This is a genomic window from Massilia frigida (assembly GCF_011682175.1).
Lineage (GTDB): Bacteria > Pseudomonadota > Gammaproteobacteria > Burkholderiales > Burkholderiaceae_D > Telluria_A > Telluria_A frigida.
Genome location: NZ_WHJG01000008.1, coordinates 87514 through 99697, shown reverse-complemented (window position 1 = coordinate 99697; position 12184 = coordinate 87514). Strand labels below are relative to the sequence as shown.

Here is a 12184-nt window from a genome sequence, read left to right as displayed (position 1 = left end):
GGAAATAACGATGTAGCCTGCGGTTTCACTTTACTGGACGACAAAAAAATGACAACAAAAATAATCTTGGAGACACTCGCGGTCGTGGCACTGACCGCGGGGCAAACCCATGCGGCACCCCTGCCGCTGCAACACAGCACCATCAGCGCGGCCTATAACGGCTCCGCCGATGGCATGCTGGGACTGGACCAGCTGTTCGCGCCGGTGCCCGGCTCGAACGTGACGGCCATCGATCCCGGCGGCGCCAACGGGGTTGAATTTCTCAGCGCCGACTTCCTGTTCGGGATCGACTTCGCCGAAGACGGCGTGATGACGGTCTTTAACAATGGCCCCGTGGCCGCCGGGGCGTACAGCATGCGCTTCGACTTCGGCGCCAGCCTGGCCGCGCCCCTGACCCGTTTCACGCTGATCGACAGCAGCGCCGTGGGCGGCATTCCCGTGCTGAACCTGATCGATGGCCACACCATCAGCCTCGACCTGTCCGCGCTCGACTGGGGCGCCGGCTTTACCAGCTTCAGCGCGCGCCTCGACGCGGCGCCCTCGCCCGTGCCGGAACCGGCCAGCGTCACCCTGATGCTGGCCGGCCTGGCCAGCATCGTGTTCGCGCGCCGCCGCGCCTCAACAGCCCAGTAACCGGAGAATCCCATGAATGAAGCACCTATCAGGGCCGCCGCCATCGGCGCCGCCCTGTTGATGGCGGCCGCCTGTAGCCAGGCCGGCGCCGCCTTTGACTCCGCGCGCCAGGGCGCTCCCGCCGACGGCTGGGCCAGCCAGTCCGGCGGCACCATGGGCGGCGCCAACGCCGTCCCCGAACAGATTTACACCGTGGCCGACCGCGCCCAGCTGCTGGCCGCCCTGCGCAACGGCGGCAACATCAGCAAGATCATCAAGCTGACCGGCGTCATCGACATGAGCGGTGGCGTGCCCTACATCAGCACCGGCGACCAGGCCGCGCGCGGCGCCATCCGCCTCGGCAGCAACACCACCCTGATCGGCGCCGGCGCCAATGCCGGCATCGTCAACGGCCACATCGCGGTGCAGAACGTCGAGCAGGTGATCATTCGCAACCTGAACATCATGAACCCTTGCGACGCCGGCCCCATCTGGGACCCGCTCGACGGCGCCAGCGGCAACTGGAATTCGGCCTACGACGCGATCGGCATTTCCAATTCGCACCACATCTGGGTCGACCACAACAGCTTTACCGACGCCCCGCTGACCGACGACTTGCAGCCCATCGAAAATGGCAAGCACAAGCAATGCCATGACGGCACGGTCGACATCACCAACGCGTCCGACTTCGTCACGGTGTCGTACAACCATTTTGGCCAGCACAACAAGAACAACCTGATCGGGTCGAGCGACACCTCCACCACCGACGAAGGCAAATTGCGCGTCACTTTCAGCAACAATGTGTTCGCCGACGTCACCCAGCGCTCGCCACGGGTGCGCTTCGGGCTGGTCCATCTGTTCAACAACTACTACACCGGCAGCAAGTCGGCGCCGATTTATCCCCATATGTATAGCGTGGGCGTGGGCCAGAGCGCCAAAATCCTGTCGAATAACAACGTCTTTGCCATCGCCGGCGCCAGCAGCTGCGCCGATATCGTGTCCTCGCCCAGCGGCAGCGGCGGCGCCTTCAGCGACAAGGGCTCGCTGCTGAACGGCGCGCTACTGCCAGCGTGCGCGGTCGCACCGGCCGCCTGGAGCGCGCCGTACGCGTTCACGCCACGGCCGGTAGCGCTGGTCAAGGCCAACGCCCTGGCGCAAGCCGGCGGTGGCAGGCTGAGCACCAGCATCACGGGCAGCGGCGACACCAGCACCGACACCGTGCCGACCCTGTTCTGCCCCGCCAGCGGCCTGTATTTTTGCGACGACTTCCAGGATGGATCGAGCGCGCGCTGGAACCTGCTGCCGCTCGCCGGCCCGAACGGCGCCTTCAGCGTGCAGCTGGACGCCTCCGGCACCACCAACAAGGTGCTGCAGTACACGGCCGCCAGCACCGGCGGCATCCTGGCGCTGGTCAAGCCGGACGCGTTCAAGGGCGTGCCATCGGGCGACTATTTTGTGGAAGCGCGCATCCGCCCGCTGGCCAACAGCACCACCGGCAACAAGCAGCTGTACCTGATCACGCGCTACGTCGATCCGGCCAACTGGTACGGCGCGGGCCTGAACGTGCAGAATGCCACCAGCAGCACGCAAGTCGACATCGCCCGCATGCTGGGCAATAGCTTGAGCAAGATCAAACAAGCCAAGCGCGCCATCGCCATGGATGCGCAGTTCTACACGGTGCGTTTCGAGATGATCGGCAACACCCTGACCCTGTATCTCGATGGAGAGAATCTCGGTTCGGTGACCGACGCCAGCTTCGCCGCGCGCGGCCTGATCGGCCTGTACACGACCAACAAATCGTTCCAGATCGATGATGTGCGGGTGGGCGATCCGCAGATGAAACCGGTGCAGCTGACCCTGAACCCGCATCCGCTGGCCTACACGGCCGAAGCGGGCGACGCGCCGCTGCTTGTCAAGGTGGGCGCGAAAAAAGGCGACGGCAGCCTGGACACCTTCACGGTGGAGTCGAGCCGGCCGGGCGTGGTGGGCGTGGCCACCGATGGCGCCACCCTCACCCTGACCCCGCTGGCAGCCGGCAGCGCCAAAATCGTGGTCACCAGCGGCGCCGATCCAAGCCTGAGCCGCAGCATCAGCGCCACCATCGCGCCGGGCTTCGTGCAGCCGACCCAGACCTACCGGCTGGACGGCGCCAGCTTGCCGGCGGTGGGTTCCATCGATGAAGCCATCGACAGTGGGCTGACCCTGACCTTCGACCACCCGCCGACCTTGGGCACGGGCGGCACCATCCGCATCTTCCGCAAGAGCGACGATGCGCTGGTCGACGTGATCCGCCTGAGCGACGAAGTCGATACCATCGGCCACGCCGGGCAAGACCGCCTGCGCCGCGTGCGCTACCTGCCGCTGCACGTCAACGGCAGCACGGTGACCATCAAGCCGCACAACAACCGCCTCGCTTACGGCACGGCCTACTACGTGGCCATTGCCGACGGCGTATTCAAGGGCGCCACCCTGGGCGGCACGCCGTTTCGCGGCATCGGCAAGGCGGGCGGCTGGAGCTTCACGACCAAGGCCGCCGCGCCCGCCAGCGCCAGCCTGAGCGTGGACGACGACGGCCCGGCCGATTTCCGCACCGTGCAGGGCGCGCTCAACCACGCCAGCGCCGCCTTCGCCAAAGCCGAGCCGGTGACCATCAGCGTGCGCAACGGCAGCTACGAAGAATTGCTCTACCTGCGCGGCAAGGATAAGCTCACGATCAAGGGCGAAAGCCGCGACGGCGTGGTGATCCACTACGCCAACTACGACACGCTCAACCCCGGCACCGGCGCGAGCGAAGCGCCGGGCGCCAGCGGCGCGCCGCTGGGCGGGCGTTCCGTGCTGCTGGTGGAAGCGGCCGACATGGTCACGCTCGACACCCTGACCCTGAACAACACCACCCTGCGCTCGCCCGCCATGTCATCCCAGGCCGAAGCACTCTACTTCAACAGCGATGGCCGCCTGGTAGCCACCAACGCCAGCTTCTTCAGCGAGCAGGACACCCTGAACCTCAAGGGCTACGCCTGGTTTTACCGTTCGCTGGTGGCGGGCAACGTCGACTTCATCTGGGGCAGCGCGCGCGCCGCCCTGTTCGAGGAAAGCGAGATCCGCAGCGTCGGCGACAGCACCAGCGCAACCGGTGGCGGCTACGTGCTGCAAGCGCGCGTGCCGAACGCCGCCGACAAAGGTTTCGTTTTCCTCAACAGCAGCCTGACCCACGGTCCCGGACCCGGCCCCTTGCACGGCGACATCCCCAATGGCGCCACCTGGCTCGCGCGCAGCCCCGGCGGCACGGCCAGCTGGGACAATATCGCCTTCATCAACTGCAAGATGGATGCGCACGTCGCTCCGGCCGGCTGGGCGGGCCTGGGCGTGAACGGCCAGCCGGCGCCCAACCCGGTCCAGCCGGGTGCCGGGTCGGGCTGGCGCGAGCATGGCAGCACCGACCTGCAAGGCGCGCCCTTGAACCTGGCGGCGCGCACCGGCGGCTACCTGCTGAGCGACGAGGAAGTGGCGGCCGGGTTTGCCACCCGCGCCAAGGTGTTTTCCGCATGGAATAGCGGACTCGGCTGGAATCCATAGAACGCATGGGGAACGCCGCGTCAAGTGGCGTTACCCCTCGATCCAACAACGGGTAAATACTAATAGGAATGTTGACGGTCAAGACATGCTAAGCTTGACGGGATGCAACGCCTAAGCGGGTTCGCTCGCTGAAATGTTCTCCCGAAAGAGTCAACATGAAGATTCGGTCCTTCCTTGCGATGATGATCGTGGCGGCGCTGGCGCCGGTGATCCTGTTTTCCACCGTGCCGCTGAGCCGCCTGATCCAGGCCGAGCGCGACGCCGCCGTCCTCTCCATGAAACTGGCGGCGCGCGCCACCTCGATCGCGGTCGACAGCCAGTGGCACCAGGCCATCGGCCTCATCCGCGGGCTGAGCAGCTCGCACAAGCTGGAATCGGGCCAACTGGCCCAGTTCGGCATGAAGGCGCGCACCATGGCCGGCAACGAAGGCGCCTACATCGAACTGTACGACGATACCGGGCAGTTGCTGGTCGATACCGCCATCGCGTCCGACACCCACCTGCCCGATACCCGCGCCAGGCAGCGCGCGCGCATCGAGCACATGCTCTCCAGCTCGGCGTATGCCATCTCCGACCTGCTACCAGGCAAACTGCCCGACACGTACGTGGTCGAAGTCAACTACCCGGTGTTCCTCGAGAATGGCGTGCGCTACGTGCTCGGCTACGGCTTTGACGCCGACGACCTGATGCGCGCCCTGCCCGCGCCCGATGCCGAGGGCAACCACTTTGCCGTGTACGACCGCAACGGCCGCCTGCTGGCCAGCAACGGCAAGCACGCGGCCGTGGGCAGCCTGGCGCCGCCGCCGGTGCTGGTCGCCATCCGCCTGCGCGAAAACGGCCTGGTCAAGACGCCGGACGGCCGCTACGCGATGCTGACCGCGTCCACCGTGTCGGGCTGGTGGGTGGCCATGTCCTCGCCGCGCGCCACCATCGACGGCACCGCGCGGCGCACGGTGCTGTATTCGGTGTCGGGCTTGCTGATCGCCCTGCTGCTGGCCGGCGCCGCCGCCCTGCTGTTCAGCGCGCGCGTGAGCAAGGCGATTGCCCGCACCGGCGACGCGGCGCGGGCGATGGTGGGCGGGCCGACCCGGCTGCCCCAGTATTCCGGCATTGCCGAAGTCGACCGGCTCGACCAGAACGTGTACCTCGGCGCCCACCTGCTGGCCAGCGCCTCGGCCGAGCGCGAACGGCTGCTGTCCGAAGCGCAGCAGGCGCGCGAAATCGCCGAGGGCCAGAACCGCTCCAAGGATGAATTCCTCGCCATGCTCGGCCACGAATTGCGCAATCCCATGGCGCCGATCAGCACCGCCGCCCATCTGCTCAGGATGCCCAATATCTCGCCCGAGCAGATGCGCCAGGCGGGCGAGATCATTTCGCGCCAGGTCGACCATATGAACCACCTGGTCAACGACTTGCTGGACGTCTCGCGCGTGACGCGCGGCCTGATCACGCTGGAAAAGAAACCGGTATCGCTGCGCGCCATCCTGGCCGCTGCCGTCGAGCAAACCATGGGCAGCATGCACAAGGGCGGGCACCAGTTCGACACCGTCTGCGGCGAGGAAGAATACTGGGTGCGCGGCGACGCCACGCGCCTGATCCAGGTGCTGACCAACCTGCTGGTCAACGCCGCCAAGTACTCGCCGCCGCAATCGGCGATCAGGGTGACGCTGGCGCGTGACGGCGAGCGCATCAGCATCGAGGTGAGCGACAACGGCAACGGCATCGAGCCGGAACTGCTGCCGCGCATCTTCGAGCTGTTTTCGCAAGGCCGGCGCACGCCGGACCGGACCACCGGCGGCCTGGGACTGGGCCTGGCGCTGGTGCGCAAACTGGTGGAACTGCACGGCGGCAGCGTGATGGCCTACAGCGAGGGCGTGGGCAAGGGCAGCCGCTTCACCATCGAACTGCCGGCGGCGGACATGCGCGCAGCCGACATGAGCGCGATGCCCATGGCGCAAGGCGCCAGCGTGGCCTGAGGCGCCCGTCCGCAGCGCCGGCCGCTACAGGCTCTGGCGGCGCCGTTCCGGCACCGGCGCGCCCGGCGCCGCATCCCTGAACCCGTACGCGTGATAAATCCGCTCGATGCTCTTGTCGGCAATCATGGCATTGACGATGCCATTGAGCCGGGCCACCTCGTCATCGCGCATGCTGTTGTTGCAAGCAACGAACATGGGGATGGTGGCAAACGTTAGCAGCGGCGCGACCTCGCCCAAGCCCTGTTCGCGCATCAGATAAGTGGCTGGCAGCTCGGCGCTCGCCCACAGGTCAATCCGGCGCCTGAGCAATTTTGGCGGATTAAGATGATCCGCGGCCACCAGCGCAACCCGGATGTGATTGCTCTTTAAGATGGGAATGGAAAGATCGTCGATGATCGTGCCAACCAGATAAGGGCGGGCGTCGTGCAGCTGGCGCAGTCTGATGTTGCTGTCGCGCAGGCCAAAAAACATCCAGCGGCTATGACCGATCGGGCCGATCCACTTGAATTTTTGCTCGCGCTCCGCGGTCCTGCCCACCATGATCTGGCAGGTATCCGGGGTAGCCGCCGTCAATGCCAGGCCACGAGCCCAGGGAACGGTGTCGATCGGGCCGGCATGCACACCGGCGCGCCGCATGAGCTCCTCGACAATATCGCTTGCGATGCCGCCCACCTTGCCGCTGCCCGGGTGTTTCCAGCTATACGGAGCCCACTCAAGGGCATACAGCGTGAGCGCGCCCGCGGCATGGGCGGCGGCGCAGCACCCGCACAGCGCACCGGCAAGCACGCCCTTGAACGCCGCGATGGCGGCCAAGCGGCGCCATCCTGGCTGGCATGTCATGGATCGCATACGCTGATTGAGCAAGACCGTCCATTCTTGTATGGCGGACGCACGCGGGCCGCCGCTCACGCCGGAGGGCTCTCCGCTCCCGACAGCTGGGCGGCAGCCTCCGGCAGCCGGCCGCCGGCCGAGCAGTCGCACTTGTTGTCGCCCGCTTGAATATTATGCAACAGGCCATAGTGCCGGAACGCCTCGCGCAAGTCCGCGCGCAACACCGCGTTATCCCATGGCTTGGTATAAAAACGGTAAATCGCCCCCTTGTTCACGGCCTTCATGATGGAGTCCAGGTCGGTATAACCGGACAGCACGATCCGAAAGCTGTCCGGGTACATTTCCTTGACCCGGTCGAAGAATTCCGTGCCACTCATGTCCGGCATGCGCTGGTCGCAGATAATCACTTGCACGCAGTGCCGCGCCAGCAGGTCGAACCCTTCGGCGGCCGAACCCGCGCACAGGATATGGTAGCCGTCGTCGCGCAGCAGGCGCCGCAAGGAGGAGAGCAGGTGCGTGTCGTCGTCGACCAGCAGCAAGGTCTTGCGGTAGGACGGCGCGGCCGGCGCGGGCAGCTGCATCTGGCGGTCCTTGCGCAGCAGCGCCTCCAGTTCCGGCAGCGCCAGCGGCCGGCTGAAGAAATAGCCCTGCACCTGGTCGCAGCGATTGCGTTTCAAAAAGGCCAGCTGGGCGGCCGTCTCGACGCCTTCGGCGACGACCTGCAGTTTCAGGCTGCGGGCCATGCCCAGGATCGCCTGCACGATGGCAGCATCGTCCGGATTGCTGATCACTTCGCGGATAAAGGCGATGTCAATTTTCAGTTTATCGATGGGGAAGCGGCGCAGGTAGGCCAGGCTGGAATACCCGGTGCCGAAGTCATCGATCGACACCTGCACCCCGCGCCGTTTCAAATCCTTGAGCGTCTTGATCGTGCGTTCCGTGTTGACCATCAGGGAACTTTCCGTCAATTCCAGCTCCAGCAGTTCGGGCGGCACCCCATGGCGTTCGAGCGCGGCGATGACATCGCCATCGACGTCGCCCTCGGCCAGCTGGCGTCCCGCCACATTGACCGACACTTGCAGCGCCCCCACGGACGAGTTCAGCCATTGACCGACCTGGCGGCAGGCCTGGTCGATGACCCAGCTGCCTACCTTCAAGATGAGCCCGGTTTCTTCGAGCGAACCGATGAACACATCCGGCGCGACCAGGCCATAGCCCGGCCGCTCCCAGCGCAGCAAGGCTTCCAGGCCAGCCACGCAGCCGCTGTCGAGCGCGACCTTGGGCTGGTAATGCAGGACGAATTCGCCATTCTCGAACGCCCTGCGCAAGGCTTTTTCCAGATCGAGCCGGGCCAGCACTTCGACATTCATCTGGGCCGTGAAAAAGCGGAAGGTATCGCGTCCGGCCTGCTTGGCGCGGTACATCGCAGTGTCGGCGTACTTGATCAGTTCGTCGGGCTGGGAGGCGTCCAGCGGGTGCATGGTAATGCCGATACTGGCCGTCACGTTCAGTTCGTGCTGGCCCAGCACGAAGGGCACGCGCAGCACGTCGCGGATCTTGCCCGCCACGCCGGCGGCATCGTTCACTTCATCCTGCATCACCAGGATCACGCCGAATTCGTCGCCGCCCAGGCGCCCGACCGTGTCGCGCGCGCGCACGCATCCAAGCAGGCGATTGGCGAACTGGACCAGCAGGTCGTCGCCCACCCCATGGCCGAGGGTATCGTTGACGGTCTTGAAGTTGTCGAGATCGATAAACAGCACCGCCACCATCCAGCCATGCTGGGAGGCCTGGTGCAGGGTGCGGGTCAGGCTATCGTAGAACAGCGTGCGGTTCGGCAAGCCGGTCAGTCCGTCGTGATGGGCCTGGTACTGCAGGCGCAAGGCCGCTTCCTTGCGCTCGCTGATATCGCGCACCACGGCCACGATGATCCAGTCCGGCCCCGACTGCAAGGCCTGCCGGTGAAACTCGACCTGCACCAGCGAGCCATCCTTGCGGATCAGCGCCATTTCGTCCGACAGGCTGCTGCCGCTATTGGCCACGAGACGCTGGTACAGTGCCGCCATCTCGGACCAGGTCGACTCGGCGCTGACGTCGCGCGGCCCCATGCCCAGCAATTCCTCGCGCGAATAGCCGAGCATCGTGCTGGCTGCGGCGTTCAGTTCGACAAAGCGCGTGGTGCTGCAATTGACCAGGAAAATCGCATCATCGGTGCAATCCATCGCCGTGCGGAAGCGGCGCAGCTCGTCCTCGCCCCGTTTGCGCTCGCTGATATCCATGTACATCACGACCACGCCGTGCAGGTTCTCGTCGGCCAGGGGCGTGACGGTGAGCAGCAGCCATGATGGCAGCCCTCCCGGCCTGCATGCCAACTCGAAGGACCAGTGATGGCTGGCGCCGCACAGTACCTGGCCGATCCCGTGCGCCACCTGGCGCGCCTGGGCGGCGCCGTCGCCGCCGGCCAGCGCGCATTGCGCAAGGACTTTGGTGCCGACCGCATGGCCCGGACCGGCGGCGGCCAGGGCCAGCGGCGTGTCATACGCCGCCCACGCCAGGTTGACCGACATGATGGCGCCATCGGCGTCGAGGATCGCAATACAGGCGGGCAGCGAATTGAGGATCGCATCGAGCCGGCTGGCATCGTTCAGGCGCAGTTGCGCCTGGGCGCGGCGCAGCAGGAATGGCTGGCCCTGGTGGTCGGTGATGGTATCGAGTTCGCCGCCCGTCAATTCCTCCAGGCGCGCCACGTTGGCGTGCAGCGCGGCGATCAGGACGCTCACCTCGGCGTAGCGCAGCTCGGTCTCCTGGGCGCTGTTCATGGCAGGCAATCGTCCAGCCCAAGGGCCAGCAAGACCGACTCGGTCTGGCTGAGCGTGCCGACGACGCGGCGCACGCTGGCGGGCGCGAGCTTGATCAGGGTCGGGGTCATGAAGATGGCATCCTCCAGCGCCCGCGTCGGTTCGCGAAACACGTCGAGCACCTCGATCTGGTGCTGCTCGGGCAGGTAGGTTTCGCACAAGGCGCGCAGGTTGGCCCGCGCCAGCACCGAATTCTGGGCGTCGCCCGCCACATAGAGGTGGAAGATGTAGGTGGGCGTACGCATGCTTACGCGGCACCGGATGGCGGGTGCGCCGCATCGGCCCCGCGCAGTTCGGCCATCTCGCTGCGTCCGCGCGTCAGTTCGCGGGCCCGGCCCTCGGTGGTGCTGGCGAGCAAGGCCTTCTCGGCCTGCTTGGCAATCAGTTCGGACTGCAGGGACTTGACCCGCACCTCCAGCTCGGCCTCCTCGGCGTCGAGCCGGACTTTCTTGAGCCTGGCGGCCGCTTCGGCCACTTCGGCGGCCACCCGTTCCGCGCTCTCCTTTTCCCAGCGCATCGTGCCCATCAAGACTTCGCCGCCGGCGGTATAGGTGTCGGCCAGGGTCACGCCCTTGTCGCTCAGGATCAGTTCGCGCACCTGGTTCGAGTGGGAGGTGCCGCGCGACTTGATGATCGACATGCCGCGATTGCGCTCGCCGCCCTGGACCAGGTAGTTCAGGTGAATCCAGGTATCGGCCAGGGTCGATATCTGGAGCGGCGAGCTGCCCTCGCTCTGGGATGCCATTTCATCGAGCAGGCTGGTGCACACGAGCGTGGTGCCGGCCCCCTTGGACCAGTCGATCAGGCGCTCGGCGACGTTGTGCGCGGTCAGCTCGTTACCCGACTTCGACAGGGTCGAGACCGGATCGATGACCAGGCAGCGCGCCTCGTGTTCCTCGGCCAGCGCCTTGATGCGCCCCAGGTAAGTCTCGGCGCTGCCGGTGATGGTGCGCGCCGAGATCATGCGCAGCACGCCGCTCTTGACGTAAGGTTCGAGCCGGATGCCCACCGAATTGAGGTTGCGCACGACTTCGGAACCGTCGGAATCGAAGCTGACGAACATCGTGCGCTCGCCGCGCTGGCAGGCGGCCTCGGCGAATGCGCCGCTCAGGGTGGTTTTGGCGGTGCCGGGAAAGCCGGTGATCAGTACGCTGGCGCCGCGGTAATAGCCGCCGCCCAGCATGGTATCGAGCCGCTCCACGCCACTCGACACCCGTTCGTTGGAGACCAGCGTATCGAGCCGGCCCAGGGTCCGCGCGACGGCAACTTCGAAGCCATTCTTGCTGATCAAAAAAGGCGATTCATTCTCGTCGAACACCGCGCCGCGGTATTTTTGAATGCGGATATTGCGTTGAGACACGCCAAGGACCACGCCATGATTGAGCAGGATCGAGCAGTCGACCATGAACTGCATGAACCCGAGCGATTGCTCGACCATTGCACCGGTCGCGTCGCCGCCAGCCTTGGCCGTGATAATGGCGGTCAAGCCATTCACCAGCAACCAGTCGTGTAGCCGGTAAATCTCGCGCCGCTTCGACATGGGATCGGGCAGCAGCGCCAGCACGATATCGAGCGCATCGACCACCACCCGTTTAGCCTTGAGTGCCTTGACCTGCACGTCGAGCACCGCCAGCATGCCGCTCAAATCGAAATTACCGGTTAGGACCAGATCGGGCGCGGGCTGGGCATCGACGAAGTAAAGCTCCTTGTTTTTCTGCAATTCATCGATTCCCCAGCCAAAGCCTTGCGCATTGGCTGCGATGCGTTGCGACGATTCCTCGAAGGCGACAAAGATGCCCGGCTCCTTGCACTGGCGGGCGCCGTTGACCAGGAACTGTAGCGACACGACGGTCTTGCCGGAACCGGGGCCGCCGGCCAGCAGCGTCGTGCGCCCGCGGGGCAGGCCGCCGCCGGTCATCTCATCGAGCCCGGTAATTCCCGAGCGCGCCTTGGAGGCATCCGGCTGCGGTATCGACACTGGCGCTTGTAGCATGGAAGGCTCACTCTCATTTGAGAAATGCATCTCAGTCCCATTGCTGACAAACGGCACGTGAGGGCACCGCGATATCAAGTCAACAATTCAAATAACAAATTGATTTCGTCCAATAAGCCAGGAATCCGAAGGATGGTTTGCGACTTGCCATGGCAGCATTCGGAGACACATTGCCAATTAACTATAGCATGAAAAATTTCGAAATATTGCTCTAACGTTGAAATGCGGAATTTTGTACAACCGCCACCACAACAGGCGGTTTTAAAGGCGCACGCGCGGCGCGCACGCTGTCGCGCCATGACAATCCGGCTGTGGCGCCGGTAACGGCCGCATCATTC

At 65.3% G+C, this 12184-nt stretch carries 7 protein-coding genes; 3 read left to right on the top strand and 4 right to left on the bottom strand.

Annotation, left to right across the window (positions count from 1 at the left end; all coding sequences use genetic code 11):
- Positions 1-84: 84 nt before the first annotated feature.
- The 3 genes from F2P44_RS10535 (at position 85) to F2P44_RS10525 (ending at position 6164) form a co-directional block, all read left to right on the top strand.
- Positions 85-633, top strand: coding sequence for a PEP-CTERM sorting domain-containing protein (locus F2P44_RS10535; protein ID WP_223165019.1), 549 nt, complete (start codon positions 85-87; stop codon positions 631-633).
- A gap of 12 nt (positions 634-645) precedes the next feature.
- Positions 646-4188, top strand: coding sequence for a pectinesterase family protein (locus F2P44_RS10530; RefSeq protein ID WP_167086660.1), 3543 nt, complete (start codon positions 646-648; stop codon positions 4186-4188).
- Between the two features lie 155 nt (positions 4189-4343).
- Positions 4344-6164 carry a sensor histidine kinase gene (locus F2P44_RS10525; protein WP_167086659.1) on the top strand — a complete coding sequence of 607 codons (1821 nt, stop codon included), beginning with the start codon at positions 4344-4346 and terminating at the stop codon, positions 6162-6164.
- A gap of 24 nt (positions 6165-6188) precedes the next feature.
- Here the strand turns inward: F2P44_RS10525 and F2P44_RS10520 are convergent, their stop codons facing one another.
- From F2P44_RS10520 to kaiC, 4 genes are all read right to left on the bottom strand, one after another.
- Positions 6189-6977, bottom strand: a complete 789-nt coding sequence (locus tag F2P44_RS10520; RefSeq protein WP_167086658.1) for a substrate-binding periplasmic protein — start codon at positions 6975-6977, stop codon at positions 6189-6191.
- Positions 6978-7069: 92 nt separating this feature from the next.
- On the bottom strand, positions 7070-9814 hold the full coding sequence (locus F2P44_RS10515; RefSeq protein WP_167086657.1) for an EAL domain-containing protein: 2745 nt from the start codon (positions 9812-9814) through the stop codon (positions 7070-7072).
- On the bottom strand, positions 9811-10098 hold the full coding sequence (locus tag F2P44_RS10510; protein WP_167086656.1) for a circadian clock KaiB family protein: 288 nt from the start codon (positions 10096-10098) through the stop codon (positions 9811-9813). The genes F2P44_RS10515 and F2P44_RS10510 overlap by 4 nt, the downstream gene beginning before the upstream one ends.
- Before the next feature lie 2 nt (positions 10099-10100).
- The gene (kaiC, locus tag F2P44_RS10505; RefSeq protein ID WP_167086655.1) at positions 10101-11846 is read right to left on the bottom strand and encodes a circadian clock protein KaiC; all 1746 of its coding nucleotides are present in this window, start codon (positions 11844-11846) and stop codon (positions 10101-10103) included.
- Positions 11847-12184 lie beyond the last annotated feature (338 nt).

Coding starts and splice junctions, on each gene's coding strand:
- F2P44_RS10530 (WP_167086660.1), top strand. CDS start 646: ATGAATGAAGCACCTATCAGGGCCGCCGCCATCGGCGCCGCCCTGTTG.
- F2P44_RS10525 (WP_167086659.1), top strand. CDS start 4,344: ATGAAGATTCGGTCCTTCCTTGCGATGATGATCGTGGCGGCGCTGGCG.
- F2P44_RS10515 (WP_167086657.1), bottom strand. CDS start 9,814: ATGAACAGCGCCCAGGAGACCGAGCTGCGCTACGCCGAGGTGAGCGTC.
- F2P44_RS10510 (WP_167086656.1), bottom strand. CDS start 10,098: ATGCGTACGCCCACCTACATCTTCCACCTCTATGTGGCGGGCGACGCC.
- kaiC (WP_167086655.1), bottom strand. CDS start 11,846: ATGCTACAAGCGCCAGTGTCGATACCGCAGCCGGATGCCTCCAAGGCG.